Origin of the sequence: Streptomyces sp. NPDC045431 (assembly GCF_040646655.1) — a bacterium.
Classification (GTDB): domain Bacteria; phylum Actinomycetota; class Actinomycetes; order Streptomycetales; family Streptomycetaceae; genus Streptomyces.
On sequence record NZ_JBEZAQ010000004.1, the window covers coordinates 177,186 to 203,110 of the forward strand.

Genomic DNA, 25,925 nt, shown 5'->3' on the forward strand with positions numbered 1-25,925 from the left:
TGTTGAACCGGCGCCTCGGCTCAAGAGTGGAAACCGGCAATTCCGGTCGACGTCCGTCGGCCGACGGAAAGGCCGCGGCCCCGGTCGTCCACGGGGGAGCCGACCGGGGCCGCACGCACAGGGGGCGGGGAGGAGCGGGTCAGAAGACCGACTCCGCCTCGTACATCCGGTTCGCCGGCACCGTCTTCAGCTGCGTGACCGCCTCCGCCAGCGGCACCATGTGGATGTCCGTGCCCCGCAGGGCCGTCATCCGGCCGAACTCCTTGCGGTGCGCCGCCTCCACCGCGTGCCAGCCGAAGCGGGTCGCGAGGACGCGGTCGTACGCGGTCGGGGTGCCGCCGCGCTGGACGTGGCCCAGGATGACCGGGCGGGCCTCCTTGCCGAGGCGCCGCTCCAGCTCCTTCGCGAGCCGGTTGCCGATGCCCTGGAAGCGCTCGTGCCCGTACTGGTCGATGGCGCCCTTCTCGTACTCCATCGAGCCCTCGGCCGGGTGCGCGCCCTCGGCGACGCAGATGACGGCGAACTTCTTGCCACGCGAGAAGCGCTCCTCGACCATCTTCACCAGGTCGTCGACCTCGAAGGGCCGCTCCGGCAGGCAGATGCCGTGCGCGCCGCCCGCCATGCCGGACTCCAGCGCGATCCAGCCGGCGTGCCGCCCCATCACCTCGACGACCATCACGCGCTGGTGCGACTCGGCGGTGGTCTTGAGACGGTCTATGGCCTCGGTCGCGACCATCACGGCCGTGTCGAAGCCGAAGGTGCGGTCGGTGGAGGAGATGTCGTTGTCAATGGTCTTGGGTACGCCGACGACCGGCATGCCCGCCTCCGACAGCATCCGCGCCGCGGTCAGCGTGCCCTCGCCTCCGATGGGGATGAGGACGTCGAGGTCGTAGCGCTTCTGCAGCTCCTCGCAGTTCTCGGCGGCTTCCTGGAGCCGCGTGCGCTCCAGGCGGGCGGAGCCGAGGATCGTACCGCCGCGGGCGAGGATGCCGCTCACCGCGTTGAGGTCGAGGGGCCGGTAGTGGCCGTCGAGGAGACCCTTGAAGCCATCCTCGAAGCCGATGACCTCGTCGCCGTGGCCCGTGAGCGCCCGGTGCACGACCGACCGGATCACTGCGTTCAGCCCGGGGCAGTCGCCGCCTGCGGTGAGGACTCCGATGCGCATCGTGCTGTGTCTCCTGCTCGTAGTGGTACGTGTGAGCCTTACCGAATTGTCCCACGGCACGGCCACGCAGCGTGTCCTCCGCGCCGTCCCCCGAGCCAGGCGCCGGGTGGGCGCTCTACCCAGCGCCAGAGGTATTGTCAAGAGGGTATCGGGCACCCGAACAGAGATTTTTTATCCGCACCGGCCTGACAGGAGAGCTTGCGTGGCGCGCAGCGTGTACGTGACGGGGATCGACCGGGGGGACGGCCGCCAGGTCGTCGAGCTGGGAGTCATGGAGCTCCTGACCCGCCAAGTGGACCGGGTGGGGGTGTTCCGGCCACTGGTGCACGACGGTCCCGACCGCCTCTTCGACCTGCTGCGGGTCCGCTACCGGCTCTCCCAGGACCCCGCCACGGTGTACGGCATGGACTACCACGAGGCGTCCGCGCTCCAGGCCGAGAAGGGCACCGACGAGCTGGTCTCCCGGCTGGTCGACCGGTTCCACGCGGTGGCGCGCGACTACGAGGTGGTGCTCGTCCTCGGTACGGACTTCCACGCCACGCAGCTGCCCGAGGAGCTCGCGCTCAACGCCCGCCTCGCCAACGAGTTCGGCGCCTCCGTCATACCCGTGGTCGGCGGCAAGGGCCAGGACGCCGACTCCGTGCGCGCCGAGACGCGCAACGCCTTCCGGGCGTACGAGAGCCTCGGCTGCGACGTCCTCGCCATGGTCGCCAACCGCGTGGCGCCCGAGGACCGCGACACGCTCGCCGAGCGGCTCGCCGCGCGCCTGCCGGTGCCGGTGTACGTCCTGCCGGACATGCCCGCGCTCTCCGCGCCGACGGTCGCGCAGATCCGGCACCACCTCGGCGCCGAGGTCGTCCTCGGCGACGACTCGGGGCTCGCGCGCGACGCGCTGGACTTCGTCTTCGGCGGCGCGATGCTGCCGAACTTCCTCAACGCCCTGACCCCCGGCTGCCTGGTCGTCACGCCCGGCGACCGCGCCGACCTGGTCGTGGGCGCGCTGGCCGCGCACTCCGCCGGCAACCCGCCCATCGCGGGCGTGCTGCTCACGCTGAACGAGCGCCCCAGCCGGGAGGTCCTCAACCTGGCGGCGCGGCTCGCGCCCGGTACGCCGGTGCTGTCGGTGAGCGGCAACAGCTTCCCGACCGCCGCCGAGCTGTTCTCGCTGGAGGGCAAGCTGAACGCCGCCACGCCGCGCAAGGCGGAGACCGCACTGGGCCTCTTCGAGCGGCACGTCGACGCCGCCGACCTGCTCAGGCGGCTGTCGGTGGCGCGCAGCGGCCGGGTCACGCCGATGATGTTCGAGCACGAGCTGCTGGAGCAGGCGCGCGCCGACCGCCGCCGCGTGGTCCTGCCCGAGGGCACCGAGGAGCGGGTGCTGCGCGCCGCCGACGTGCTCGTACGCCGTGACGTGTGCGCCCTGACGCTGCTGGGCGATGTCGAGGTGATCCGGAAGAAGGCCGCCGACCTGGGTGTCGACCTCGGCGCGGACACGCAGCTGATCGACCCGGCGACGTCCGAGCTGCGCCAGCTGTTCGCGGAGCGGTACGCGGCGCTGCGCGCGCACAAGGGGGTCAGCGTGGAGCTGGCGTACGACGTGGTGTCGGACGTCAACTACTTCGGCACGCTGATGGTGCAGGAGGGCCTCGCCGACGGCATGGTGTCGGGCTCGGTGCACTCCACGGCCGCCACCATCCGCCCCGCCTTCGAGATCATCAAGACCAAGCCGGAGGCGTCGATCGTCTCCTCGGTCTTCTTCATGTGCCTGGCGGACAAGGTGCTGGTGTACGGCGACTGCGCGGTCAACCCGGACCCGAACGCCGAGCAGCTCGCCGACATCGCGGTGCAGTCGGCGGCGACGGCCGCCCGCTTCGGCGTCGAGCCGCGGATCGCGATGCTGTCGTACTCGACGGGCACCTCCGGTTCGGGCGCGGATGTCGACAAGGTGCGCGAGGCGACGAAGCTGGTGCGCGAGCGGCACCCGGAGCTGAAGATCGAGGGCCCGATCCAGTACGACGCGGCCGTCGAGCCGTCGGTCGCCGCGACGAAGCTGCCGGGCTCGGAGGTGGCGGGCCAGGCGACGGTGCTGATCTTCCCGGACCTGAACACGGGGAACAACACGTACAAGGCCGTGCAGCGCTCGGCCGGCGCCGTGGCCGTCGGCCCGGTGCTCCAGGGCCTGCGCAAGCCGGTGAACGACCTGTCGCGCGGCGCGCTCGTCAGCGACATCGTCAACACGGTCGCGATCACCGCGATCCAGTCCCAGCAGAAGGCGACGCAGTCGTGAGCAACCCGAACACCCCCACCGCATCCCGCGCCACCCGCGTCCTCGTCCTCAACTCGGGCTCGTCGTCGGTGAAGTACCAGCTGCTCGACATGCACGACGGCGCCCGCATGGCCGTCGGGCTGGTCGAGCGGATCGGTGAGGAAACGTCCCGCCTGGTGCACACGCCGCTGACGGACGGCGGCGAGCAGCGCGAGCGCACGGCTCCGATCGCGGACCACGAGGCGGCGCTGAAGGCGGTCGCGGAGGAGCTGGCGGCGGACGGGCTGGGCCTGGACTCGCCGGAACTGGCGGCGATCGGCCACCGGGTGGTGCACGGCGGTCTGAAGTTCTCCGCGCCGACGGTCATCACCGACGAGGTCCTCGCCGAGGTCGAGCGGCTCGTCCCGGTGGCGCCGCTGCACAACCCGGCGAACATCACGGGCATCCGCACCGCTCAGGCGCTGCGCCCGGACCTGCCGCAGGTCGCGGTCTTCGACACGGCGTTCCACACGACGATGCCGGAGCACGCGGCGCGGTACGCGATCGACGCCGAGACCGCCGACGCGCACCGCATCCGCCGGTACGGCTTCCACGGCACGTCGCACGCGTACGTCTCCCGCAAGGTGGCGCAGCTGCTGGGCAAGGACCCGGCCGAGGTGAACGTCATCGTGCTGCACCTGGGCAACGGCGCCTCGGCGTCGGCGGTGGCGGGCGGCCGGTGCGTGGACACCTCGATGGGGCTGACCCCCTTGGAGGGGCTCGTCATGGGTACGCGCTCCGGTGACATCGACCCGGCGGTGGTGTTCCACCTCGAGCGGGTCGCCGGAATGTCGACCGACGAGATCGATGTGCTATTGAACAAGAAGAGCGGTTTGGTGGGGCTTTGCGGTGACAATGACATGCGGGAGATCCGCCGCCGGATCGACGAGGGTGATCAGCGGGCGCAGCTGGCCTTCGACATTTACATCCACCGGCTGAAGAAGTACATCGGCGCCTATTACGCGGTGCTGGGCCGGGTGGACGCGGTGGCGTTCACGGCGGGCGTCGGCGAGAACGCGGCCCCGGTCCGGGAGGCCGCCGTCGCCGGACTGGAGGAGCTGGGGCTGGCGGTGGACGCGGGCCTCAACGCCGTACGGTCCGGTGAGCCGCGGCTGATCTCGCCGGAGTACGCGCGGGTCGCGGTGGCGGTGGTCCCGACGGACGAGGAGCTCGAAATCGCCCGGCAAACCTACTCGCTGGTCAACTCCGCGGTCGACGACTGAGCGCACACGCGCCCATTTGTACATTCCACCAGACGGAATATTCCGCAGTGAAACAAACCGATAGGATCCGCCTTATGCGCCGTTCCAAAATCGTCTGCACACTGGGCCCCGCCGTCGACTCGTATGAGCAGCTGAAAGCGCTCATCGAGGCCGGTATGAACGTGGCCCGCTTCAACATGAGCCACGGATCCCACGCTGAGCACGAGGAGCGGTACCACCGCGTCCGCCAGGCCGCCGAGGACACCGGCCGCGCCGTGGGCGTGCTCGCCGACCTCCAGGGCCCGAAGATCCGTCTGGAAACCTTCGCCGAGGGGCCGGTCGAACTGGTCCGCGGTGACGAGTTCACCATCACCACCGAGGACGTCCCCGGTGACAAGTCCATCTGCGGCACCACGTACAAGGGCCTGCCCGGCGACGTCTCCAAGGGCGACCAGATCCTGATCAACGACGGCAACGTCGAGCTGCGCGTCACCGAGGTCGACGGCACCCGCGTCCGGACGATCGTCGTCGAGGGCGGCGTCATCTCGGACCACAAGGGCATCAACCTGCCGGGCGCCGCCGTGAACGTCCCGGCCCTCTCCGAGAAGGACGTCGACGACCTGCGCTTCGCGCTGCGGATGGGCTGCGACCTGGTCGCGCTCTCCTTCGTGCGTGACGCCAACGACGTCAAGGACGTCCACAAGGTGATGGACGAGGTGGGCCGCCGGGTCCCGGTCATCGCCAAGGTGGAGAAGCCGCAGGCCGTCGAGAACATGCAGGACGTCGTGATGGCGTTCGACGGCGTGATGGTGGCGCGCGGCGACCTGGCCGTCGAGTACCCGCTCGAGAAGGTCCCGATGGTGCAGAAGCGCCTCATCGAGATGTGCCGCCGCAACGCCAAGCCGGTGATCGTCGCGACCCAGATGATGGAGTCGATGATCACCAACTCGCGTCCGACCCGCGCCGAGGCGTCCGACGTCGCCAACGCGATCCTGGACGGCGCCGACGCGGTCATGCTGTCGGCGGAGTCCTCGGTGGGCGCGTACCCCATCGAGACGGTCAAGACGATGTCGAAGATCGTCACCGCGGCGGAGGAGGAGCTCCTCGCCAAGGGCCTCCAGCCCCTGGTCCCCGGCAAGAAGCCCCGCACCCAGGGCGGCTCCGTCGCCCGCGCGGCCGCCGAGATCGCGGACTTCCTCGACGGCAAGGCCCTGGTCGCCTTCACCAAGTCCGGCGACACGGCCCGCCGCCTCTCCCGCTACCGCGCGGCCCAGCCGATCATGGCCTTCACGACGGAGACCTCGACCCGCAACCAGCTCGCCCTGAGCTGGGGCGTCGAGTCCTTCGTGGTCCCCCACGTCGACAACACCGACGCGATGGTCGACCTGGTCGACGCGGAGCTGTCCAAGCTCCAGCGCTTCAACGCGGGCGACACCATGGTCATCACGGCGGGCTCGCCCCCCGGCGTCCCGGGCACCACGAACATGGTCCGGGTGCACCACCTGGGCGGGGAGCACCGGGACTGACGGTCCGGATCCCGATCAGGCACGAGGGCGGTGGCCCGGTTCCGGAAGGAACCGGGCCACCGCCCTTTCTTCGTGCCGGAAGACAGGCCCTAGTCCAGCTGGCCCGACTGGACCGGGAAGTCCGGGGGCCAGGGCCGGGACGCGTCGTACAGGAACCGTCGGTCACCCATCAGCTCGTACTCCGCCTCACGCCAACTGGGATTGCTGCCGACGACGAAACAGCCGCCGTCGCGTTCCAGCATCCATGTCCAGTGGGCGTCCTCGGCTTCGAGACCGTGCCGCTCCTTCAGTTCGGAGAACTCGGCGGGGGTGGCACGCCGAACCTGTAGCCCGTCGCGGAAGTACGGCTTCAAGAACATCAACCGCACGTGCGCGAAGGAGACCTCGACCCGTGACGTGGTCCGCTCCACCGCCACCGCGTCGCTCTGGAGGAAGAGCTGGCGGTGGGACGGGTTGAAGCCGGAGACCCGGAAAAGGCGCCCCTCGCGGATGAAAGCCTCTATGGGGATCATTCTCCTCTTGTTCAGGGCAGCTGCGGGACCAGCCGCCGCCAGGCCTCGAACTCGCCGCTGCGCGGGTGTTCCCGCAGCACGTGCGCGATGTGACGCGGGGGAGCGAGGAGCTGCTTGATCCTGCGCAGCTCCAGCATCTGCCCACGATCGAGCGTGCGCCAGCCCGGGGCCGCGAGCTCGGACGCGGCCTGCCGGCTCATGGGCATGGCGTTCAGGGCTTGGTCCAGGACCCGTCCGGCATCGAGCAGCGGGACGCGAGGCGTGGGCCCACGCTGTCCACCAGGGACACACGCAGCCACAGGTCCCGCAGCAGCCACTCGTTGCCCAGGCGGCCCGTCGCCCGCTCGGCCGCTCTCAGGAGGGACGACCAGGCCGCGACCGCGGCCTGCCACTGCTCGCCTGTGAGCTGTCCGCACTCCGCCTGAAGTCGGCGGGCGAACATCTGGGCCGCCGCGATCCAGGCGCTGGCCTCGCCGTCGGCAGCAGCCACATCGAGGCCCGACCACCGGCGCACATGCGCGTCGAGGTCCAGCCGGCCGCCATCGTCAAACAGCAAGCTCTTGTTTTCCCCTCAGGTGCCGGGCGCCGCCCCGGTCCCGGGGGGAACCGGGGCAGCGCCCCCACAGCCGTTCTCCGTCCCCGTCAGGTGGTGACCTCCACCCCGGCGGCGTTCCAGGCGCGGCTGAAGCCGCGGCCGCGCTCCACGATGGTCACCGTCCCAGGACCGTACTCGATGTCGCCCGCGATCTCGCCGGGGGCGACCGGCGGCCACTCCACGTCCACGTGCTCGCCGGGGGACAGCTCGTACTCCATCCCCGACGGTTCGAAGCGGACGGTGAGGGGTGCTTCCACTGCCGCTACGCGGAACTTCATACGTCGTCCAGTTCTCGAGCATGTACCCGCCCGGCGCGTTGAGCGGCCGAGTTGTCCGGCATGAGTGGCCTTCGCGTGCTGATGGTGCAGCGATGCGTCAACGTCTCTGTCGCAACGGCCGATTGCCGCAGCCTCCCCACCCGGCTCGGGCAAGGAGGCCACGGCATTGCGAGACTCCGATCAGGGCCGTTCCGCTCAACCCTCGATGAAGTTCTTGAGGCCCGGCACCGTCAGCGTGCCGCCGAACTGGGCGGCCTGGGTGACCTTCACGTTGGTGAAGAAGGCGTACGGGACGTTCAGTGGGGGCGGCGTCTCGGGGCTGAAGGTGATCGGGATGATGCCGAAGAGGTTGCCCTTCAGCTCCTCCGTGTACATGGTCACCGTGCCGCCCCGGATCGTCGACGTCGAGCCCGGGCGGGAGGTGACGTGACCGGTGCGACCCTCGGAGTGGACCGTGAGCTGGTGCAAGTCCTTGATATCGACCTCGTCGGCCGTGAACTTGAGGACCTTCTTCACCTTCCCACTGCCGGTCTTCACCTCGACGATGCCGTGGTAGTCCAGGCCGCGCAGGGTGAGCAGCGAGCTCTCCAGCTTCCACGGGTCGTCCGGGAGCAGCGGGATGCCGGGCTCCAACTCGGCGTCCGCGAGGGCCTCGGGGTCGGGGGTCGGGCAGGGGAAGCGGGGCTTGGCGCCCTCGGGGATGTCCTCGTCCTTCTTGGGGTCGAGTCCCTTGACGTCCTCGGGCAGCTCCTCCACCGTGGCGCCGGCCTCGTCGGCGGCGTCCTTGATGGCTTGCTTGGTCTTGTCGAGGGTGTCGTCCACGGGCTTGGTGGACGGCTTGGCCGCGGGCTGCGTGGTGGGCTGCGCGGACGGTTTGGCGGACGGCTTCGCCGCCGGCGGGGTGGTCGGGGTGGGCGCGCTCGTCGACGGGGTGGCCGTCGGCTCGCCGTCGTCCGGACCGTCGAAGATGTCCTTGATCGCGTCACCGACACCCAGCGGGTCCAGCGGGTTCCTGGTCTCCGTCGGAGTCGGGGTCGGGGTGGGCGCGGTGGCCGCGGAACCGGTCCCGCCGGTCTTGGGGTCGACCGTCGGCACGCTCGGCTTCGCCGCCCCGCTGGTCCCGCTCGCGCTCGCCGACGGGCTGGCGCCGGGCTCCGGCTCCTTGGCCGCCATGTCGTCGTCGCCCTTGCCCGCCCCCTCGCTCGCGGACGGCTTCGGCGACGGCGACTCCGACGCGGACGGCTTGGCCGACTCCTCGTCCTCGCGCGGCTCGTCCGACCGCGTCACGCACGGGCCGGGCGCGAAGGGGATGTCCTTCTCGTCGGCGAGCGCCAGCTTGGGCGTGAGGCCGAGCCCCACGAGTACGGCGGTGGGCATCGCGGCCAGGGCTATCGCCTTGCCCGCCGGTGCCTGGAGCTTGGTCAGCAGCGACTTCTTCGGGGCCGCGTGGCGCGGCCCCCTTCTCGCCAGAGTGTCGTCGCCCCCAGCCGTCGCCGACTGCGTTTCGTCACCCCGCACTGTTCCTCCCGCCGTTGGCGTCGACCGTCGTCTCTGACTCGTGCGCGTCCACTGTTGCGGGCACTTCAGCCGCTTCCGCCGGCTCGGCGGAAGCGGCCTCCGGGGTCCCCGGCGCCCAGGCGATGGACAGGGCACCACCGATGAGCGCGAGCAGGAAGCCGATGCCGAAGCCGCCGAAGTTGGCCACGGGGATGGAGACCAGCGCCAGCAGGATCGCGGCGACGCCCGCGAACACCCGCACGATGGCCTGGAACCACATGGTGAGGCCCAAGGTCATCAGCAGAACACCGATGATCAATGACGCTGAGCCCGTGGTGGTCGCCATGGAAAGCGTCATCTGGCCGAGCTTGAGGCTCGCGTACGGGAAGTAGACGATGGGTATTCCACCCAGCAGCGTCAACAGGCCCGCCCAGAACGGCCGGGTGCCCCGCCAGTCGCGGAATCGCCTCCGGAAGACGCGAAGGTAGTGCTCGTTCTGGCTCGCTGACTCGGCGCTCATGGAAAGCTCCCTGGGACGTGCTTTGCTATGTGAAGAGGGAGACGGGCGGGCACAGTCGCCGGGGCAATCCCTGCCCGCCCGAATGGATCACCGGTCAGTAGCACTCAACGCCAGGACCGTCACCCTTGAGCAGCTCCATCTTCAGGCCGCTCAGCTGGAACGAGCCGGCGGTGGTTGCCCACGCCTTCTGCTCGACGCCCGTCAGGACAGCCCTGTCCGCCTGCTGGGCGAAGCCGTTCTGGTTGATGTTCTTGTCCTTGACGGCCGGACCCTTGCCGAGGCCCGGGTTGTCGGTGTCCTTGGCCGCCAGACCGATGTCGATGTTGTAGAACTTGGCATCGGCCTTGAGGTCGGTGACGTCGAGGTACAGGTTCTCCGCGACGACCGGGTTCTTCCCGCCGCCCGCCTTCAGCTTCAGCGTGATCTTGCCGAACACCGGGACGTCCGGCGTGACCACCGACTGGCACATGTCGGTGATCTTGGCGTGCTTGAACGTCGAGATGGCGACCGGCCGCGGGACGAGCTTGTCGCCTTCCTTGACCTCGGCGTAGCCCATGTCGACGCCGCCGTACTGGGCGAAGCCAGTGCCGTCCAGGTGACCGGCCTTGACCTTGAACTCCTGCCCCGACACGGCGAACGACGCCGCCAGCGCGCCCTGCGCCAGTCCGACGCCGATCGCGGCCGTCGCGGCCACGCTCGGCACCATGACGACGGCGAACCGCTTCCATCTGGTCCCACCACGAACCTGGGACTTCATAGTTCCTCCTTCTCGGACGTACATCTCCGGAAGGGCCGGGGGCCCGTCCTGGGATGGGAGAAGTGCTACGTCCTCGGGAAGGAGAGCGCCCGTGGATCAGGCGCGAGCTGCGTCCGGATCACCGGCGATCACCCCCGAGCGACAACCACTGGCCACGCCTTCGCGCAACCTGATCGGACAGGTCCTGCCGGTGAGGGCGGGAACCCCCCTGTCCGGAGCCGGCGTCATCCGTGTCGTCGCCGGCCCGCTCGGTGGGGACCCAAGACCGCGGCTCGGCGGGTGGCCGGGCTGTACGGAATTGGACCGAGCGTCGCCGATCGTGGTGCATTCCGCGCCGGGGCACAAGGGGCTCGTTACCGACTAGTAACGGGCGGATAACCGTGCCGCGACGGGGCGGCGTCGAGCGGGCACTCAGGGTGCTACCGGCCAGTTCGACAGAAGCTGATATCAGCCGAGAAAGAGGGACATAAGGCTGGCGTCGCCTTACTGGAAGTAACAGCGGCCGCGTTTGCCAAGTTTTGGCAAAACGCGGCCGCGTTTTATCACTGTGTCGCCAAATCGGCGGCGTACCTCGCGCCCTCGGACGGACGCGTCAGGCGCGCCAGGCGCGTCAGAAGAGCACGCGCGCCAGCGCCGAACGGGCCGCCGTCACCCGCGGGTCGTCCGAGCCGATGACCTCGAAGAGGTCCAGCAGCCGCAGGCGGGCGGTGTCGCGGTCCTCGCCCGCGGTGCGGCGCACCGTCTCGATCAGACGGCCGAACGCGTCCTCCACATGACCGCCGACGAGGTCGAGGTCGGCCGCGGCCATCTGGGCGCGGACGTCCGCCGGGTCGTCCGCGGCGTCCTTGCGGACCTGCTGCGGGTCCATGTCCCGGACCCGGCCGAGCAGTTCCGCCTGGGCGAGGCCCAGCTTGGCCTCGGTGTTGTTCGGGTCGTCCACCAGGACGTTCTTGTACGCCTGGATCGCGCCGGCGAAGTCGTTCGCGTCCAGCGCCTGCGCCGCCGCCTCCAGCAGCGCGTCGTACGGGCCCGCCGGCCGCGCCGGAGCGGCGGCCGGTGCGGCGCCCTCGGCGTCCGCCTCGACCGTGAGCCCGGTGAGGCCGAAGCGCTGCTCGGCGACCTGGACCAGCTGGTCCAGGGTCTGGCGGATCTGGGCCTCCGGGGCGGCGCCCTGGAAGAGCGGCAGCGCCTGGCCGGCGACCACCGCGAAGACGGCCGGGATGCCCTGGATCCCGAACTGCTGCATCAGCAGCTGGTTGGCGTCGACGTCGATCTTGGCGAGGAGGAAACGGCCGTTGTACTCGACGGCCAGCCGCTCCAGCAGCGGCCCGAGCTGCTTGCAGGGCTGGCACCACTCGGCCCAGAAGTCGAGGACGACCGGGACCTCGGCGGAGCGCTGGATGACATCGCGCTCGAAACCGGCCTCGTCGACATCGATCACCAGCGCGGACGGGGGTACGGCCCCGGCGCCGCCGTGCCGGGCCGCCTCGGCCCGCGCCTGCTCCGCCTTCGCCTTGGCCTCTCCGGCCGCCTTCACCGCGGCGAGGTCGACGACGCCGCTCATGGACATGTTCCTAGGCTGCATGGGTACATCCTCCCCCCTCCGCGGTCGTAACCGGTAAGCACCGGTGCGTGATGGCGCACTCGGACGCCACCACGGCCGAACCGCGCCGTCCGCAAGCCCCTCCGCCGGTCTATGCGGGCGTACGGACGTACGCGATCCTGAACATGTTTTCGGCGCCGGGTCCCCACCGTGGCGCCGGGGTGTGGTTGTCGCTGGGGCCGCTCAAGCCTTTCGCTACAGGTCGTAGCGTAACTGCCCCGGGCCGGTCCCGCAGGAGTACCCCCCGGTGAACTCGATCACACGCGCGGCACCGGGCGACGGGACCTACTCGCCGGTATGGTCGGGCGTCATGTGCAGCAGCCCCACCAGTCCTCGCAGCCGTACCGGCCGCCCCCGCAGCGCCGAGGCCGACACCGCGATCCTGGAGGCCACCCGGGCCGCGCTGGTCGAGCTGGGCTGGTCCAAGCTGACGATGAGCGACGTCGCCACCCGCGCCAAGGTCGCCAAGACCACCCTCTACCGCCGCTGGGCGAGCAAGAACGAACTCGTCGTCGACGCCGTCGCCGTCCTCTTCGACGAGCTCGAACTCCCCGACCGCGGAAGCCTCATGGCCGACATCGAAGGCGTGGTCCTGCAGTTCGCCGCGCTCCTGGAGCGGCCGGAGACCAAGACGGCGCTGATGGCCGTCATCGCCGAGTCCACCCGCGACGAGCCGCTGCGCGAGCGCATCCGCACCTCCATCGTCGAGCGCCAGAAACGGCTCGTCCTGGAGGGCCGCCGCCGCGCGCAGGCCCGCGGCGAACTGCCGCCTGCGCCCGCCCCCGCCCCCGGCACCGACGACCTGATCTTCGACGTCATCGCCGGCGCGGTGGTCCACCGCGCACTGGTGAGCGCCGAACCCGTCGACGCCGACTGGGTCCAGCGCTTCACCGCGCTCCTGCTCGGAGGGCTCGCGGCGGCCGCCGCCCCCGCCCAGGACTGACGCCGCTCAGGCCGCCCCGCTCAGAGCGGACGGTGCATGACATGCAGGCCCACGTACCCCTTCTCGGGGTGGTGGAAGGCCTCCGGCACCGTGCCGACGACGCGGAAGCCGAGCCGCTCGTACAGGCGCACCGCGTGGACGTTCGCCTCCACGACGGCGTTGAACTGCATGGCCCGGAAACCGGCCGCCCGCGCCCACTCCAGCGAGTACTCGACGAGCGCCCGCCCCACACCCCGCCCGCCGTACGCCGGGTCGGTCATGTAGCTGGCGCTCGCCACGTGGCCGCCGTTGCCCGCCTGGTTGCGGTTCATCTTCGCCGTGCCGACGACCGCTCCGGTCTCGTCGTCGACGGCGACGACCGTACGGTTGGGGGCGGCGAGGAGCCACCAGTCGCGGCCCTCCTCCTCCCCCAGGTCGACGGGGTAGGTGAAGCTGTCGCCCGCGGCGACGATGGTGTGGAAGAACGGCCAGATGGCGGGCCAGTCGTCCGCGGTGGCTTCCCTGATGGTGATCCTCATCGGCACAGCTTGCCCTTCTCGCGCTTGGTCCGGGCCGCCGGGGCCCGTACGAACCTGGCCGGCGGCCCCTCCTCCGCCGGCAGCAACCCGGCGCGTACGAGGGCGGCGCGGCCCGCCATCTCGCCGGCGTCACGGAAGGCCCGCTCCGAGGAGTCGAGCTCGTGGTGGCGCGCGTGCGTGAGCAGCACGGCGGCGGCCGTGCCGCGCAGGCCTTCGCGGACGCCCTGCCAGAGGGCGTCCGCGTACCCGGGCGGCAGCAGCTTCGCCGGGACCAGGTTGAGGAACTCGCTCTCCCCGTCCGGTCCCGGCGGCTCGAAGTCCGCGTCGAACAGCGCGAAGGGGCCGCAGGCCCCCACGTACCAGTAGCGGACGGCCACGCCCGGGACCGGTGCGGGGAGGACTGTCATGCGGCGCAGTTTAGGCAGGGCTAGAAGCCCGGGGGCTCGGTGTACGTGCCCCACTCGTCGCGCAGGGCGTCGCAGATCTCGCCGAGCGTGGCCTCGGCCCGTACGGCTTCCAGCATGGGCTCGATCATGTTGGCGCCGCCCCGCGCGGCGTCGAGCATGGCGTCCAGCGACGCCCGGACGCGCGCGTCGTCGCGGCGGGCCTTGCGGTCGGCGAGGACCCGGACCTGCTCGCGCTCCACCTCGTGGCTGACCCGCAGGATCTCCAGGTCACCGGTGACGGAGCCGGTGTGGACGTTGACGCCCACGACCCTCTTGTCGCCCTTCTCCAGGGCCTGCTGGTAGCGGAAGGCGGACTCGGCGATCTCGCCGGTGAACCAGCCGTCCTCGATGCCGCGCAGGATGCCGGAGGTGATGGGGCCGATGGGGTGCTGCCCGTCGGGGTGGGCGCGCAGGCCGCGTTCCTTGATCCGGTCGAAGATCTTCTCGGCGTCGGCCTCGATGCGGTCGGTGAGCTGCTCGACGTACCAGGAACCGCCCAGCGGGTCGGCGACGTTGGCGACGCCGGTCTCCTCCATCAGCACCTGCTGGGTGCGCAGGGCGATCTCGGCGGCCTGCTCGGAGGGCAGGGCGAGGGTCTCGTCGAGTGCGTTGGTGTGCAGCGAGTTGGTCCCGCCGAGCACCGCCGCGAGGGCCTCGACGGCCGTGCGCACGACGTTGTTGTAGGGCTGCTGCGCGGTGAGCGAGACACCGGCGGTCTGGGTGTGGAACCGCAGCCACTGCGCCTTGTCGGTCTGCGCGCCGTAGACCTCCTTCATCCAGCGGGCCCAGATGCGGCGGGCGGCGCGGAACTTGGCGATCTCCTCGAAGAAGTCGACGTGCGCGTCGAAGAAGAAGGACAGGCCCGGCGCGAAGACGTCGACGTCCAGGCCGCGGGACAGCCCCAGCTCGACGTAGCCGAAGCCGTCGGCGAGCGTGTACGCCAGCTCCTGCGCGGCCGTCGCGCCGGCCTCGCGGATGTGGTAGCCGGAGACGGAGAGCGGCTTGTACGCGGGGATGCGGGCGGCGCAGTGCTCCATCAGGTCGCCGATGAGGCGCAGGTGGGGCTCGGGCTGGAAGAGCCACTCCTTCTGCGCGATGTACTCCTTGAAGATGTCCGTCTGCAAGGTGCCGTTGAGGACGGACGGGTCGACGCCCTGCCGCTCGGCGGCGACCAGGTACATGCAGAAGACGGGCACGGCCGGACCGGAGATGGTCATGGACGTGGTGACGTCGCCGAGGGGGATGCCCTTGAAGAGGACCTCCATGTCGGCGGCGGAGTCGATGGCGACGCCGCAGTGGCCGACCTCGCCGAGCGAGCGGGGGTCGTCGGAGTCGCGGCCCATGAGGGTCGGCATGTCGAAGGCGACGGACAGGCCACCGCCGCCGTTGCCGAGGATCATCTTGTAGCGCTCGTTCGTCTGCTCGGCGTTGCCGAACCCGGCGAACTGGCGAATGGTCCAGGTACGGCCCCGGTAGCCCGTCGGGTACAGGCCGCGGGTGAAGGGGTACTCGCCCGGCCATCCGATCCGCTCGAAGCCCTCATAGGTGTCTCCGGGCCGGGGCCCGTAGACCGGCTCGACCGGGTCACCGGAGAGCGTGGTGAAGTCGGCGTCGCGCTTGTGCGCGGCGTCGTAGCGGGCCTGCCAGCGTCGGCGGCCTTCCTCGATGGCGTCAGCGTCCATACCTTCGAATTTACTAGGACGTCCTAGTAAATGTCGATGGCCGACCGCCGCGGGCATGGCCCGCGGCGGTGGGATCAGACCTTGGCGGCCGCCGGAGCGGCGTCGGTGAGCAGCGGCTCGACGTCGCGGACGACCGTGCGCTCGACGAAGAAGGCGGCGAAGGGGATGGTGCCGGAGAGCAGGATCCACAGGAGCCTGCCGAACGGCCACTTCGCCTTGGAGCCGAGGTCGAAGGCGAAGATCAGGTAGATGATGTAGAGGACGCCGTGGGCCTGGGAGACCATGAAGGTCACGTCCTCGCCCGTGTCGAACCCGTACTTGAAAATCATGCACGTGCAGAGCACGAGCAGCATGACGGCGGTCACATAGGCCATGACCCGGTAGCGGGTCAGCACGCTCCTCTTCATGGCGTCGAGCGTAACGTGACGTTCCGGGCGATCTTCGCGCGGGGCGGGCCCCCGGGAGCGGGGGCCTACTTCTCCTCGAAGTCGTGCGCCGCGATCCGCAGCGGCCGCAGCATCGCGAAGATCTCCGCGCACTCCTCGGCGTCGTACACGCTCAGCCCGAAGTCCATCGCCATCAGGTCGCGCGTGGCCGCCTCCACCACCTCGCGGCCCTTGTCGGTGATGGAGGCGAGGGTGCCGCGGCCGTCGTTGGGGTTGGGGCGCTTGGCCACCAGGCCGGAGCGGACCAGGCGGTCGACGGTGTTGGTCACCGAGGTCGGGTGGACCATCAGCCGCTCGCCGATCTTCGACATCGGCAGCTCGCCCGCCTTGGAGAAGGTCAGCAGCACCAGCGCCTCGTACCGCGCGAAGGTCAGCCCGTACGGCTTGACGACCGCGTCCACCTCGGCGAGCAGGATCTGATGGGCGCGCATGATCGAGGTGATCGCGGCCATCGAGGGGACGGGGCCCCAGCGCTGCTGCCAGAGTTCGTCGGCGCGGGCGATGGGATCGAACGGGAGACTGAGGGGCTTGGGCACGTCACCGACCTTACCGAGTGGTCACATGCTGGTCAGCCCCGTCTCGCTTTTCGGTCGATCTCGCTCCGGCCCGCGGTCACCGGGTGGTACGGCGCAGCCGGTGCCGCACGGCCCGCTGGGCGAGCGGGCCGAGCTCCTCCAGGGCGGCGGCCAGCGCGGCGAGCTGCTCCAGCGCGCCGAGGGCGCGTGCGGCGCCGTCCGCGTCGACGCCCTCGTACAGCTCGAGGCCGATGAAGGAGGCGGCGACGGCGCGGGCGAGCCCCGCCGAGTCGGTGAACTCGGCGATCGGCGTCCCCGCCAGCACGCGGACGAGGACCTGCTCGATCTCGTCGATCCAGAGGTCCAGCCCGGCGGCGGTGGCCGGCGCCAGGCGCGGCTGTGCCTGCGCACCGGCGAGCAGCTGCCCCAGGAAGGCGACGTTGCCGGCGGCCCGTTCCTCGGCGTGCATCTCGCGCCCGAAGTCGAGGAGCTCCGCGAGCGTGGAGACGCCGCGGAGGCGGTCGCGGTGGCGGGCGACGCGCTGCTCGGCGCCGTGGCGGCAGGCGGCGGCGAGGAGTTCCTCGACGGAGCCGAAGTGGTAGAAGACGAGGGCCTGGTTGACGCCGGCGGCCGCGGCGATGGAGCGGGCGGACGTCTTGGCGATGCCCTGCTCGGCGAGCGTGCGCAGCGCGCCTTCCAGCAGCTTGACCTTGGTGTCCTGGCTCACGCCCGTATCTCCTCCCGCACCGGGCGCAGCCCGGCCCGCACCCCGTGCGAGCGTACGTCGGTGTACGCGGCCGTGAAGGAGCCCTCGTAACCGAAGAGCGGCCCGAAGCGGCGGTTGACGACCCGGACCCGGATGCGGAAGCGGCCCGTCGCATCGTCATACGACTCGCGCACCTCGGCGTCACCGCTGATCAGCTCCGGTACGCGGACGTCCACGGCCCCCTCGCGGAAGCGGTGCTCGCCCGAGCGGATGAGCAGGGAACCGTCGGGCTCGGCGGTGAAGCGCAGGTCGCTGGCGAGGTGCTGGTGGGTGCCGAGGTAGTCGAGGACGCAGTCGCGCTCGCCGCTGTACACCATCGTGGCGTCGAAGCGCCGGGGCCCGCCGGGCAGCGCGAAGGTCCGTACGAAGGTGACCGTCTCGCGGCCGTGGGAGTCGGTGTAGGGGACGTTCTCGATGGTGAAGGGGATGTCGCGGCCGGTGCGCGGGATCAGGATGTTGCGCGTCCCGCCGAGCGCGAGGAACGGCTTGACGAAGGCGCGGCCGTGCCAGATCCGGTCCATCACGCCGTGGCCGGTGCAGGCTTCGCCGCTGTCGAGGCCGACCGAGAAGCGCCGCCGCAGCTGCGGGTGGAGGCGGTCGAAGTCGGCGCCCATGGCGCGGGCGAAGATCGAGGTCACGAGGGGTGCTCCAGCGTGGCGAGGAGGCGGGGCGCCGCACTCCGTGGGGGCGGGGTGCGCAGGCAGCGGCGGGCGGCCGGGGTGCGCGGAGACGGCGGCACGAGCAGGGCGACGGCGGTGAGCGCGAGGGCGCAGAGGGCGGCCACCGGGCCACCGCCCTCGGACACCGGGCCGCCGCCCCCGGCACCCGGGAGGAGGCCCGCCGACACCCCCGCGGCGCCCGCGAGGACGGCCGCGGTCCGGACCGCCGCCTCCGCGAGCGCGTACGCGAGGGAGCGGGCCGGGCTGATGCCGCGCTCGCACCACAGGCGGAGCCGGTCGAAGGACCAGGCGGTGGCCCAGCCCATCAGGGGCCGGAACACCAGCCGGTCGGCGAGTACGCCGAAGCGGCCCCAGCGTGGCCGGTAGTCGTAGCCGGTGAGGAAGCGGATGCCGTCGGGGGTCGGTACGTACCGCCAGTAGCCGCTGCCCTCGGCGAGCAGGGAGAGCGGGTGCGGAGAGGAGAACCGCAGGGCGGAGACCCGCTCGCCGCCGGCCCGGTGGCGCTCCCCCGCGGAGACACCGGTGCCGGCGACGGTCAGGAAGGGCAGCACCCGGGTGGCGTACCGGAACCGCTGCGGCGCGCCGGGCGCGGAAGGCAGCGGGGCGATCTCCGTGAAACGGAGGTCCCACCGCTGGTGCCGGGCCGGGTCCTGGGTGCGTTCCCAGAGCACGTCCAGGTCCGCGCGGATGCGCGCTTCCACGTACAGCACGGCGTTCTCCCCCCGGGGCCACCCTTTTGAGCGACCGCTCAAAAGGAACCTAACAGCCTTTGAGCAGTCGCTCAATCAGGGGATGTGAAAAAACCCCGGTCCACGTGGACCGGGGTTCACACGTTCACACCGAGACGCTCAGGCGGACAGGTGCCGCTCCACCGTCTCGACCTTCGCGGTCAGGCCGTCCGTCACGCCGGGGCGGACGTCGGCCTTGAGGACGAGCGAGACGCGCGGCGCGCGCGCCTCGACGGCGGCGACGGCGCGCTTGACGACGTCCATGACCTCGTCCCACTCGCCCTCGATGGAGGTGAACATCGCGTCGGTACGGTTCGGCAGGCCGGATTCACGGACGACGCGGACGGCGTCGGCGACGTACTCGCCGACCTCCTCGCCGACGCCGAGCGGGGTGACGGAGAAGGCGACGATCATGCGGACTCCACCACACCCTTGCGGCGGGCACGGGAGGCGATGACCGCGTCGTCCGCGGCGCGCTTGAGCTTGCGGTCGGCGAAGAAACCGCCGAAGGGCAGCACCGACAGGACGAAGTAGAGGGCGGCGGTCTTCAGCTCCCACTTGGTGCGGTTCCAGGCGTCGAGCCAGAAGAGCACGTACAGGATGAAGAGCACGCCGTGGATCGCGCCCATCACCGGGACCGCGTTGAACTCCGTCGTGCGCTTGAGCACCGAGCACACGAGCAGCAGGAGGAACGAGACGGCCTCCGGACCGGAGACCAGTCGGAGGCGGTGGAGGGAGGAGGCGGTCTTGATGTCCACGGGCAGCACCTTCGTCGTCATCGATCTTGTGAATCGACTCACAAGCGGGTTCGCCCCATTGTGCCAGGCGACTTTGCCTGCGCTTTATCAGGGTCGGGATCCTCCCCAGGGCCCTGTCCGCGCCTTGGACCACCGGTTACCGTCATGGCGTGGCAACGTTCCGACTCCAAGGCAGCAAGGTGCTCGCCGTCGACCTGACCGGTGACGCCGTCAAAGCGAAGAACGGCTCGATGGTCGCGTACGACGGCCAGATGGCCTTCAAGAAGATGTCCGGCGGCGGTGAGGGCCTGCGCGGCATGGTCACCCGTCGGCTCACCGGCGAACAGATGGAGATGATGGAGGTCAAGGGGCAGGGCACCTGCTTCTTCGCCGACCGCGCCTCCGAGATCAACCTCGTCCAGCTCCACGGCGACAAGCTCTTCGTCGAGTCCAGCAACCTGCTGTGCGCGGACGGCGGGCTGCGCACCGGCACCAGCTTCACCGGGCTGCGGGGCGGGGCCACCGGTACGGGGCTGTTCACGACGACCGTCGAGGGCTCGGGCCAGGCGGCGATCATGTCGGACGGCCCGGCGGTCGTGCTCCGCGTGACGCCGCAGTATCCGCTGTCCGTGGACCCCGGCGCGTACATCGCGCACCAGGGCAACGTGCAGCAGAGCTTCCAGTCCGGTGTGACGTTCCGCACGTTCCTGGGCGAGGGGGGCGGCGAGGCGTTCCAGATCCGCTTCGAGGGCGACGGGCTCGTCTACGTGCAGCCGAGCGAGCGCAACACCGTCGGGGGCGAGATCTGATGCCGTTCCGCGAGATCAACGCGAAGATGGTCGAGGCGACGATCGCGCCCGGCCAGAAGATGTTCAGCCAGCGCGGCGCGATGCTCGCGTACCGCGGCGACGTCACTTTCACGCCGAACACGGCCGGCGGCCAGGGCGGCCTGATGTCGATGATCGGCCGCCGCGTGGCCGGTGAGGCCACTCCCCTCATGACGGTGGAGGGCAGTGGCACCGTCATGTTCGGGCACGGCGGCCACCACATCCAGGTGATCCGGCTGTCCGGCGACACGCTGTACGTGGAGGCCGACCGGCTCCTCGCCTTCGACGGGACCCTGGAGCAGGGCACGATGTTCATGGGCGCACAGGGCGGCGTCATGGGCATGGTGCGCGGCCAGGTCACCGGGCAGGGCCTGTTCACCACGACCCTCAAGGGCCACGGCGCGGTCGCCGTGATGGCCCACGGCGGGGTCATCGAACTGCCGATCGGCCCGTCCCGCCCGGTGCACGTCGACCCGCAGGCGTACGTGGCCCACCGCGGCGACGTGCGCAACAAGCTCTCCACCGCGCTGGGCTGGCGCGACATGGTGGGGCGCGGCTCGGGCGAGGCGTTCCAGCTGGAGCTGAGCGGCAACGGAGTGGTGTACGTCCAGGCGTCGGAGGAGAAGCTGTGAGCAGCGCACTTGTCATGCACGACCCCTCGACCCTGCCGAGCGACGACAACGTCAATCCGTACACCTTCTGTGTGGAGCTGAAGGGCTCCCAGTGGTTCCTGCAGAAGGGCAAGATGATCGCCTACTACGGGCGCATCGACTTCAACGGCATCGGTCACGGCCGTCTCGACCGGCTCGTGCGCACCTCCTTCCACTCGCCGCTCCACGCGAGCGACTGGGTGGTGGCGGAGGGCAGCGGCAAGATGCTGCTGGCGGACCGGGCCTTCGACGTGAACTCCTACGACCTGGACGAGGGCAACCTCACCATCCGGGCCGGCAACCTCCTGGCCTTCCAGCCGAGCCTCGCCCTGAAGCAGTCGATCGTGCCGGGCTTCCTCACCCTCATCGGCACGGGGAAGTTCGTGGCGGCGTCGAACGGGCCGGTGGTCTTCATGGAGCCGCCGCTGCGCGTGGACCCGCAGGCGCTGGTCGGCTGGGCCGACTGCCCCTCGCCCTGCCACCACTACGACCACGGCTACATGAGCGGGGTCATGGGCGGGCTGCGGCAGCTGACGGGGATCGGCGGGGCGTCCGGCGAGGAGCACCAGTTCGAGTTCGTGGGGGCCGGCACGGTGCTGCTGCAGTCCTCGGAAGCGCTGATGGCGGAGCAGGCGACCGGGGCGGTGCCCCATGAGCCGGGGGTTCCGGGCGGCGGCGGAACGCATGGATCCGGCCACGGTCAGCACGGGTCCGTACCGCGCCTTCCCGGTCAGCTGGGGGACCTCCAGCGTCGCTTCGGGCTGTGAGCGGTAGTCTGCGGAGTGTGACGCCCTCGAACGTCTGCACCCTTGGCACCCCCTGTCACGGGGCCGCCACCCAGCCGTCGAGGACGGGGGGCCGGAGAAGCCCGGCGTCACTGACCCTCATTTCGTCCAGCATTCAACTTCTTAGGTAGAATCCATACATGGAGACCGAGACGGCCATCCCCTGGCTGACCGATGCCGAGCAGCAGGCCTGGCGTACGTATCTGGACGTCAACAGGCTGCTGACGTACCAGTTGGAGAAGGACCTCCAGCCGTTCGGCCTGACCATCAACGACTACGAGATCCTGGTGAACCTCTCGGAGTCCCTCGAACGGCGCATGCGGATGAGCGACCTGGCGGCGGCGACGCTCCAGTCCAAGAGCCGCCTCTCCCACCAGATCACCCGCATGGAGAACGCGGGCCTGGTCCGCCGGGAGAACTGCGAGTCGGACCGGCGCGGGCTGTACGCGGTCCTCACCGACCAGGGCATGGAGACCATGCGGAAGGTCGCGCCGCACCATGTCGAGTCGGTGCGCAAGCACTTCATCGACCTGCTCAACCCGGACGCGCTGGAGCAGCTCCACGCCTCCCTGCACCCCATCGCGGAACAGCTGCGCGGTCTGCGCGGCAAGCCCTAACGGGCACCGGGCAGCCGCAGTTCGAACAGCGCTCCGCCGGAGGGGGACCGGCGGACCGCGAGGGTGCCGCCGTGCCCGGCGGCGACGTCCCGGGCGATGGCGAGGCCGAGCCCCGCGCCGCCCTCGTCGCGGCTGCGTGCGTCGTCCAGCCGGACGAACCGCTCGAAGATCCGCTCCCGCTCGCCCTCCGGCACACCCGCCCCGTCGTCCTCGACGGCCAGGACGACCTCGCGCCCCTCGGACCGTACGGTCACGGCCACCCGCGTGGCCGCGTGCCGCTGCGCGTTGTCCAGCAGGTTGCCCAGCACGCGCGCCAGCTGCCCGCGCGACCCGCTGACCGCCGCACCCTCCGGCGCCGCCGCCACCCGCACCGGTACCCGGTCGCCGCCGCGCCGCGCGACCTCCTCCCGTACGAGCTCGGCCAGGTCGAGGCGCGTCCGCCCCGGCCGCTCCCCCGCGTCCAGGCGCGCCAGCAGCAGCAGGTCCGCCGCCAGCTGCTGGAGCCGTACGGTGTCGGCGACGGCGCCCGGCACGTCCAGCAGCCCCGGGTGGGCCGCGCCCACCTCCAGCTGGGTGCGCAGGCTGGCGATGGGGCTGCGCAGCTCGTGCGAGGCGTCCGCGACGAACCGCCGCTGCCGCTCCACGCTCGCCTCCAGGGCGGCCAGCGTCTCGTTGGTCGTCCGCGCCAGCCGGGCGACCTCGTCGTGCGTGGACGGCTCGGGCACCCGGCGTGACAGGTCCTCGGAGGCCGTGATCGCCGCCATCTCGCGGCGGATGCCCTCCACCGGCTTCAGCGCCCGCCGGGTGACCAGCCACGTCACCCCTCCGACGACGAGCAGCAGGCCCGGGAGGGCGGCGAGCATCGCGCCGCGTACGCCCGCGACCGTGGCCGACGTGGTCGCCAGCGGGGCGCCCGCGTACACGGTGGCCTCGCCCTGCGGGCCGGACGCCTGCACGGCGGCGAAGCGGTAGGTGGCCCTCTCGCCGTCCACGGTGACGTCGCCGGTCGAGTACGCGGCCTCGTCGGAGACCTCGCCGGCCTCCGTCTCGCCCTCCCCGTCCGCCGGGGGGACGGCCCGGGTCGCCGTGCTCGCCGTCCCGCCGATGGCCTGGATGTCCTCGCCGATGGCGACCACGCGGCCGTCCTCGTCGACGACCTGGACCGGGTGCTCCTCGGTGTCGTCGGGCAGGTCCAGCCGGCCGAGGGGCGTGCCCCCGGCGATCTGGGCGGCGACGGACCGTGCGGAGACCTCCGCCTGGAGCCCGGCCTGGTCGACGAGGTGGGACCGGAGGACGGCCAGCAGCGTCACCCCGGCGACGACGAGCGCGACCGCGACGACGAGCGTGGCGCCCAGGGCCGTACGGGCGCGCACGGAGCGCAGGAGGTTCACCGCTCCTCCAGCCGGTAGCCGGCGCCGCGCACCGTCGTGATGAGCTCCGGGCCCAGCTTGCGGCGCAGGGCGCTGACGTACACCTCGACGATGTTCGGATCGCCCTCGTACGCGAAGTCCCACACGTGCTCCAGGATCTCCGCCTTCGACACCACCTCGCCCGGCCGGGTCGCGAGCTGCTCCAGCACGGCGAACTCCTTCGCCGTCAGGCCCACCTCCGTCTCGTCCAGACGTACGCGGTGGCTCGCGGTGTCCACGGTGAGCGGCCCGGCCCGCAGCACGGGCGACGCGGTGCGGCCGCGCCGCCGGAGCAGGGCCTTCACCCGGGCCACGAGCACGACGTACGAGAACGGCTTGGTCAGGTAGTCGTCGGCGCCGGTGTCCAGCCCCTCGGCCTCGTCGTACTCGCCGTCCTTGGCGGTCAGCATCAGGATCGGCACGTCGTGCCCGGCGGCGCGCAGGGCCGCGCAGACGCGGTAGCCGTTCATGCCCGGGAGCATGATGTCGAGGACGACGAGGTCGTACGAACCGGTGCCGGCGCGGTGCAGCCCTTCGAGCCCGTCGTGCACGACGTCGACGGCGAACCCTTCGGCGCGCAGTCCGGCGGCGAGGGACAGGGCGAGCCGCTTCTCGTCCTCCACGATCAACAGGCGCATGGGTTCAGGGTCGCAAACGGAAGCTGAAGAAGGCTTCAGGCGGCTTCAGGCTGCGTTCAGCCGCCGGGGCGCAGGGTGGTTGCCGTACCGCAGGAATCACCGACCCACCCACGGGAGGCCACTCCATGAAGCGCAACCTGATCATCGCGACCGTCACCGCGGCGGCCCTGCTGACGGGCGGCACGGCGGCGGCGTTCGCCGCGTCGACGGACGAGGACGCCCCGAAGGGGTCGCAGACCGCGACGCAGGTGGTCACGGACGACCACGACGCCGAGAGCACCCTGAAGGCGCCGAAGGTCACCGCCGAGCAGGCGCTGAAGTCGGTCGCGGGCCACGGGACCGTGGTCTCGCTGGACCTGGACGACGATGACGACACGGGCCGCCTGAACTGGGACGTCGAGCTGCTGACGAAGGACGGCAAGGTCCAGGAGTGGACGGTCGACGCGACGACGGCGAAGGCCGCCCAGGACCGGGATGACGACCAGGGCCAGGACGACGACCGGAACGAGGGTCAGGCCCAGGACCAGAGCGAGGACCAGGGCCAGGACGACTGACGCGTCCCGCGCCCGGCGCACGGCGAGGCCCCGCGACGGGGCCTCGCCGCGTCGGCGGTCAGTTGCCCGTCAGGCCCGCCACCAGTTCGTCGGCCGCCGCGTACGGGTCGAGGCCGCCCGTCACGATGCGCTCCGCGAGGGTGTCCAGGCGGCGGTCGCCGTGGAGGTCCCCGATGCGTTCGCGCAGGGCCGTGACGGCGATGGTCTCGACCTCGTGCGCCGCCCGCGCCCGGCGGCGCTCCGCGAGGACGCCCCGCTCCTCCATCCAGGCGCGGTGCTTCTCCAGGGCCTCGACGACCTCGTCGACGCCCTCGCCCCGCGCCGCCACCGTCTTGACGATGGGCGGGCGCCAGTCACCCGGCCCGCGGGACTCGCCGAGCCCGAGCATGTGGTTCAGCTCACGCGCCGTGGCGTCGGCGCCGTCGCGGTCGGCCTTGTTGACGACGTACACGTCGCCGATCTCCAGGATGCCCGCCTTCGCCGCCTGGATCCCGTCGCCCATCCCGGGAGCGAGGAGCACGACCGAGGTGTCGGCCTGGGAGGCGATCTCGACCTCCGACTGGCCCACGCCCACGGTCTCCACCAGCACCACGTCGCACCCGGCCGCGTCCAGGACGCGGATGGCCTGCGGCGCGGCCCACGCGAGGCCGCCGAGGTGCCCGCGCGTCGCCATGGAGCGGATGTAGACGCCCGGGTCCGACGCGTGCTCGGACATCCGCACCCGGTCGCCGAGGAGCGCGCCGCCGCTGAAGGGCGACGAGGGGTCGACGGCGAGGACGCCGACCCGCTTCCCGGCCCGCCGGTACGCGGAGACCAGCGCCGACGTCGAGGTCGACTTGCCGACACCGGGCGAGCCGGTCAGGCCGACGACGTACGCCCTGCCCGTCAGCGGGGCCAGCGCCGCCATCACCTCACGGAGCTGCGGGGACGCCCCCTCCACGAGCGAGATCAGCCGGGCCACGGCGCGCGGCCGGCCCTCCCGTGCCTGGGCCACCAGTGCGGGGACGTCCACCATCACTTACAC

The 25,925-nt window shown here is 71.2% G+C and carries 31 protein-coding genes; 9 read left to right on the plus strand and 22 right to left on the minus strand.

Annotated features, from left to right (window positions below):
- Positions 1 to 139: 139 nt before the first annotated feature.
- Positions 140 to 1,165 carry an ATP-dependent 6-phosphofructokinase gene (locus AB0A69_RS11890; protein WP_361418859.1) on the minus strand — a complete coding sequence of 342 codons (1,026 nt, stop codon included), beginning with the start codon at positions 1,163 to 1,165 and terminating at the stop codon, positions 140 to 142.
- A gap of 202 nt (positions 1,166 to 1,367) precedes the next feature.
- Between AB0A69_RS11890 and pta the strand changes: the two genes are divergently transcribed.
- The 3 genes from pta to pyk all read left to right on the plus strand — a co-directional run bounded on the left by pta (position 1,368) and on the right by pyk (position 6,198).
- Positions 1,368 to 3,452: a phosphate acetyltransferase gene (gene pta, locus AB0A69_RS11895; RefSeq protein WP_361418862.1), complete on the plus strand. Its 2,085-nt coding sequence runs from the start codon at positions 1,368 to 1,370 to the stop codon at positions 3,450 to 3,452.
- Positions 3,449 to 4,693, plus strand: a complete 1,245-nt coding sequence (locus tag AB0A69_RS11900) for an acetate kinase (protein ID WP_361418865.1) — start codon at positions 3,449 to 3,451, stop codon at positions 4,691 to 4,693. The genes pta and AB0A69_RS11900 overlap by 4 nt, the downstream gene beginning before the upstream one ends.
- Positions 4,694 to 4,767: 74 nt before the next feature.
- On the plus strand, positions 4,768 to 6,198 hold the full coding sequence (pyk, locus tag AB0A69_RS11905) for a pyruvate kinase (RefSeq protein ID WP_361418868.1): 1,431 nt from the start codon (positions 4,768 to 4,770) through the stop codon (positions 6,196 to 6,198).
- A gap of 89 nt (positions 6,199 to 6,287) precedes the next feature.
- Here the strand turns inward: pyk and AB0A69_RS11910 are convergent, their stop codons facing one another.
- The 8 genes from AB0A69_RS11910 to AB0A69_RS11945 all read right to left on the minus strand — a co-directional run bounded on the left by AB0A69_RS11910 (position 6,288) and on the right by AB0A69_RS11945 (position 11,942).
- Positions 6,288 to 6,701 carry a hypothetical protein gene (locus AB0A69_RS11910; protein WP_361419769.1) on the minus strand — a complete coding sequence of 138 codons (414 nt, stop codon included), beginning with the start codon at positions 6,699 to 6,701 and terminating at the stop codon, positions 6,288 to 6,290.
- A 20-nt stretch (positions 6,702 to 6,721) separates the two neighbouring features.
- On the minus strand, positions 6,722 to 6,910 hold the full coding sequence (locus AB0A69_RS11915) for a hypothetical protein (protein WP_361418871.1): 189 nt from the start codon (positions 6,908 to 6,910) through the stop codon (positions 6,722 to 6,724).
- A gap of 11 nt (positions 6,911 to 6,921) precedes the next feature.
- Positions 6,922 to 7,266: a hypothetical protein gene (locus AB0A69_RS11920; RefSeq protein WP_361418874.1), complete on the minus strand. Its 345-nt coding sequence runs from the start codon at positions 7,264 to 7,266 to the stop codon at positions 6,922 to 6,924.
- 86 nt (positions 7,267 to 7,352) lie between these two features.
- Complete coding sequence (locus AB0A69_RS11925) at positions 7,353 to 7,583, minus strand: hypothetical protein (RefSeq protein WP_361418877.1); 231 nt, start codon at positions 7,581 to 7,583, stop codon at positions 7,353 to 7,355.
- Between the two features lie 195 nt (positions 7,584 to 7,778).
- Positions 7,779 to 9,101 carry a hypothetical protein gene (locus AB0A69_RS11930; RefSeq protein WP_361418880.1) on the minus strand — a complete coding sequence of 441 codons (1,323 nt, stop codon included), beginning with the start codon at positions 9,099 to 9,101 and terminating at the stop codon, positions 7,779 to 7,781.
- A complete protein-coding gene (locus AB0A69_RS11935; RefSeq protein WP_361418883.1) occupies positions 9,091 to 9,600 on the minus strand; it encodes a DUF6114 domain-containing protein in 510 nt (169 codons plus the stop codon). Before AB0A69_RS11935 ends, AB0A69_RS11930 begins: the two co-directional genes overlap by 11 nt.
- Before the next feature lie 94 nt (positions 9,601 to 9,694).
- Positions 9,695 to 10,357, minus strand: coding sequence for a DUF6230 family protein (locus tag AB0A69_RS11940; RefSeq protein ID WP_361418886.1), 663 nt, complete (start codon positions 10,355 to 10,357; stop codon positions 9,695 to 9,697).
- Between the two features lie 610 nt (positions 10,358 to 10,967).
- Positions 10,968 to 11,942 (minus strand): tetratricopeptide repeat protein, encoded by a 975-nt coding sequence (locus tag AB0A69_RS11945; RefSeq protein ID WP_361418889.1) that lies wholly within the window; start codon positions 11,940 to 11,942, stop codon positions 10,968 to 10,970.
- A 328-nt stretch (positions 11,943 to 12,270) separates the two neighbouring features.
- Here AB0A69_RS11945 and AB0A69_RS11950 point away from each other — a divergent pair, with 328 nt between their 5' ends.
- Positions 12,271 to 12,903 carry a TetR/AcrR family transcriptional regulator gene (locus AB0A69_RS11950; protein WP_361419772.1) on the plus strand — a complete coding sequence of 211 codons (633 nt, stop codon included), beginning with the start codon at positions 12,271 to 12,273 and terminating at the stop codon, positions 12,901 to 12,903.
- Between the two features lie 20 nt (positions 12,904 to 12,923).
- Here the strand turns inward: AB0A69_RS11950 and AB0A69_RS11955 are convergent, their stop codons facing one another.
- The 10 genes from AB0A69_RS11955 to AB0A69_RS12000 all read right to left on the minus strand — a co-directional run bounded on the left by AB0A69_RS11955 (position 12,924) and on the right by AB0A69_RS12000 (position 19,442).
- Positions 12,924 to 13,415, minus strand: coding sequence for a GNAT family N-acetyltransferase (locus AB0A69_RS11955; protein ID WP_361419775.1), 492 nt, complete (start codon positions 13,413 to 13,415; stop codon positions 12,924 to 12,926).
- Between the two features lie 2 nt (positions 13,416 to 13,417).
- Entirely contained in the window at positions 13,418 to 13,828 is a 411-nt protein-coding gene (locus AB0A69_RS11960) for a hypothetical protein (protein WP_361418892.1), read from the minus strand.
- Positions 13,829 to 13,848: 20 nt separating this feature from the next.
- Entirely contained in the window at positions 13,849 to 15,549 is a 1,701-nt protein-coding gene (locus AB0A69_RS11965) for a methylmalonyl-CoA mutase family protein (protein WP_361418895.1), read from the minus strand.
- A gap of 74 nt (positions 15,550 to 15,623) precedes the next feature.
- Positions 15,624 to 15,956 carry a DUF3817 domain-containing protein gene (locus AB0A69_RS11970; protein WP_361418898.1) on the minus strand — a complete coding sequence of 111 codons (333 nt, stop codon included), beginning with the start codon at positions 15,954 to 15,956 and terminating at the stop codon, positions 15,624 to 15,626.
- A 65-nt stretch (positions 15,957 to 16,021) separates the two neighbouring features.
- Complete coding sequence (locus AB0A69_RS11975) at positions 16,022 to 16,531, minus strand: MarR family transcriptional regulator (protein ID WP_361418901.1); 510 nt, start codon at positions 16,529 to 16,531, stop codon at positions 16,022 to 16,024.
- A gap of 76 nt (positions 16,532 to 16,607) precedes the next feature.
- The gene (locus tag AB0A69_RS11980) at positions 16,608 to 17,237 is read right to left on the minus strand and encodes a TetR/AcrR family transcriptional regulator (RefSeq protein ID WP_361418904.1); all 630 of its coding nucleotides are present in this window, start codon (positions 17,235 to 17,237) and stop codon (positions 16,608 to 16,610) included.
- Positions 17,234 to 17,914, minus strand: a complete 681-nt coding sequence (locus AB0A69_RS11985; protein ID WP_361418907.1) for a DUF4166 domain-containing protein — start codon at positions 17,912 to 17,914, stop codon at positions 17,234 to 17,236. Before AB0A69_RS11985 ends, AB0A69_RS11980 begins: the two co-directional genes overlap by 4 nt.
- The gene (locus AB0A69_RS11990; RefSeq protein ID WP_361418910.1) at positions 17,911 to 18,666 is read right to left on the minus strand and encodes a hypothetical protein; all 756 of its coding nucleotides are present in this window, start codon (positions 18,664 to 18,666) and stop codon (positions 17,911 to 17,913) included. The genes AB0A69_RS11985 and AB0A69_RS11990 overlap by 4 nt, the downstream gene beginning before the upstream one ends.
- 138 nt (positions 18,667 to 18,804) lie before the next feature.
- Positions 18,805 to 19,098 (minus strand): MTH1187 family thiamine-binding protein, encoded by a 294-nt coding sequence (locus tag AB0A69_RS11995; RefSeq protein ID WP_361418913.1) that lies wholly within the window; start codon positions 19,096 to 19,098, stop codon positions 18,805 to 18,807.
- A complete protein-coding gene (locus AB0A69_RS12000; RefSeq protein ID WP_361419778.1) occupies positions 19,095 to 19,442 on the minus strand; it encodes a DUF3817 domain-containing protein in 348 nt (115 codons plus the stop codon). The genes AB0A69_RS11995 and AB0A69_RS12000 overlap by 4 nt, the downstream gene beginning before the upstream one ends.
- 149 nt (positions 19,443 to 19,591) lie before the next feature.
- Between AB0A69_RS12000 and AB0A69_RS12005 the strand changes: the two genes are divergently transcribed.
- The 4 genes from AB0A69_RS12005 to AB0A69_RS12020 all read left to right on the plus strand — a co-directional run bounded on the left by AB0A69_RS12005 (position 19,592) and on the right by AB0A69_RS12020 (position 22,300).
- Positions 19,592 to 20,230 (plus strand): AIM24 family protein, encoded by a 639-nt coding sequence (locus AB0A69_RS12005; RefSeq protein ID WP_361418916.1) that lies wholly within the window; start codon positions 19,592 to 19,594, stop codon positions 20,228 to 20,230.
- The gene (locus AB0A69_RS12010) at positions 20,230 to 20,880 is read left to right on the plus strand and encodes an AIM24 family protein (RefSeq protein ID WP_361418919.1); all 651 of its coding nucleotides are present in this window, start codon (positions 20,230 to 20,232) and stop codon (positions 20,878 to 20,880) included. Before AB0A69_RS12005 ends, AB0A69_RS12010 begins: the two co-directional genes overlap by 1 nt.
- Positions 20,881 to 20,894: 14 nt before the next feature.
- A complete protein-coding gene (locus AB0A69_RS12015; RefSeq protein ID WP_361419781.1) occupies positions 20,895 to 21,665 on the plus strand; it encodes an AIM24 family protein in 771 nt (256 codons plus the stop codon).
- 158 nt (positions 21,666 to 21,823) lie between these two features.
- Entirely contained in the window at positions 21,824 to 22,300 is a 477-nt protein-coding gene (locus tag AB0A69_RS12020) for a MarR family transcriptional regulator (protein WP_361418922.1), read from the plus strand.
- Here the strand turns inward: AB0A69_RS12020 and AB0A69_RS12025 are convergent.
- Positions 22,297 to 23,682, minus strand: coding sequence for a HAMP domain-containing sensor histidine kinase (locus tag AB0A69_RS12025; protein WP_361419785.1), 1,386 nt, complete (start codon positions 23,680 to 23,682; stop codon positions 22,297 to 22,299). The genes AB0A69_RS12020 and AB0A69_RS12025 overlap by 4 nt on opposite strands.
- 5 nt (positions 23,683 to 23,687) lie before the next feature.
- On the minus strand, positions 23,688 to 24,347 hold the full coding sequence (locus tag AB0A69_RS12030; protein ID WP_361418925.1) for a response regulator transcription factor: 660 nt from the start codon (positions 24,345 to 24,347) through the stop codon (positions 23,688 to 23,690).
- Positions 24,348 to 24,472: 125 nt separating this feature from the next.
- Here AB0A69_RS12030 and AB0A69_RS12035 point away from each other — a divergent pair, with 125 nt between their 5' ends.
- The gene (locus AB0A69_RS12035; protein ID WP_361418928.1) at positions 24,473 to 24,901 is read left to right on the plus strand and encodes a PepSY domain-containing protein; all 429 of its coding nucleotides are present in this window, start codon (positions 24,473 to 24,475) and stop codon (positions 24,899 to 24,901) included.
- A gap of 58 nt (positions 24,902 to 24,959) precedes the next feature.
- On the opposite strand, the gene meaB is transcribed toward AB0A69_RS12035, so the two are convergent.
- Positions 24,960 to 25,916 (minus strand): methylmalonyl Co-A mutase-associated GTPase MeaB, encoded by a 957-nt coding sequence (gene meaB / locus AB0A69_RS12040; RefSeq protein ID WP_361418931.1) that lies wholly within the window; start codon positions 25,914 to 25,916, stop codon positions 24,960 to 24,962.
- Positions 25,917 to 25,925 lie beyond the last annotated feature (9 nt).

What these genes read in the sequence shown, in the direction of transcription:
- AB0A69_RS11890 (WP_361418859.1), bottom strand. Translation starts at nt 1,165, where the DNA reads ATGCGCATCGGAGTCCTCACCGCAGGCGGCGACTGCCCCGGGCTGAAC.
- meaB (WP_361418931.1), bottom strand. Translation starts at nt 25,916, where the DNA reads ATGGTGGACGTCCCCGCACTGGTGGCCCAGGCACGGGAGGGCCGGCCG.
- AB0A69_RS12015 (WP_361419781.1), top strand. Translation starts at nt 20,895, where the DNA reads ATGCACGACCCCTCGACCCTGCCGAGCGACGACAACGTCAATCCGTAC.
- AB0A69_RS11950 (WP_361419772.1), top strand. Translation starts at nt 12,271, where the DNA reads ATGTGCAGCAGCCCCACCAGTCCTCGCAGCCGTACCGGCCGCCCCCGC.
- AB0A69_RS11935 (WP_361418883.1), bottom strand. Translation starts at nt 9,600, where the DNA reads ATGAGCGCCGAGTCAGCGAGCCAGAACGAGCACTACCTTCGCGTCTTC.
- AB0A69_RS11940 (WP_361418886.1), bottom strand. Translation starts at nt 10,357, where the DNA reads ATGAAGTCCCAGGTTCGTGGTGGGACCAGATGGAAGCGGTTCGCCGTC.
- AB0A69_RS12035 (WP_361418928.1), top strand. Translation starts at nt 24,473, where the DNA reads ATGAAGCGCAACCTGATCATCGCGACCGTCACCGCGGCGGCCCTGCTG.
- AB0A69_RS12010 (WP_361418919.1), top strand. Translation starts at nt 20,230, where the DNA reads ATGCCGTTCCGCGAGATCAACGCGAAGATGGTCGAGGCGACGATCGCG.
- AB0A69_RS11995 (WP_361418913.1), bottom strand. Translation starts at nt 19,098, where the DNA reads ATGATCGTCGCCTTCTCCGTCACCCCGCTCGGCGTCGGCGAGGAGGTC.
- AB0A69_RS11915 (WP_361418871.1), bottom strand. Translation starts at nt 6,910, where the DNA reads ATGAGCCGGCAGGCCGCGTCCGAGCTCGCGGCCCCGGGCTGGCGCACG.
- pyk (WP_361418868.1), top strand. Translation starts at nt 4,768, where the DNA reads ATGCGCCGTTCCAAAATCGTCTGCACACTGGGCCCCGCCGTCGACTCG.
- AB0A69_RS11960 (WP_361418892.1), bottom strand. Translation starts at nt 13,828, where the DNA reads ATGACAGTCCTCCCCGCACCGGTCCCGGGCGTGGCCGTCCGCTACTGG.
- AB0A69_RS12020 (WP_361418922.1), top strand. Translation starts at nt 21,824, where the DNA reads ATGGAGACCGAGACGGCCATCCCCTGGCTGACCGATGCCGAGCAGCAG.
- AB0A69_RS11970 (WP_361418898.1), bottom strand. Translation starts at nt 15,956, where the DNA reads ATGAAGAGGAGCGTGCTGACCCGCTACCGGGTCATGGCCTATGTGACC.
- AB0A69_RS12030 (WP_361418925.1), bottom strand. Translation starts at nt 24,347, where the DNA reads ATGCGCCTGTTGATCGTGGAGGACGAGAAGCGGCTCGCCCTGTCCCTC.
- AB0A69_RS11945 (WP_361418889.1), bottom strand. Translation starts at nt 11,942, where the DNA reads ATGCAGCCTAGGAACATGTCCATGAGCGGCGTCGTCGACCTCGCCGCG.
- AB0A69_RS11925 (WP_361418877.1), bottom strand. Translation starts at nt 7,583, where the DNA reads ATGAAGTTCCGCGTAGCGGCAGTGGAAGCACCCCTCACCGTCCGCTTC.
- AB0A69_RS11965 (WP_361418895.1), bottom strand. Translation starts at nt 15,549, where the DNA reads ATGGACGCTGACGCCATCGAGGAAGGCCGCCGACGCTGGCAGGCCCGC.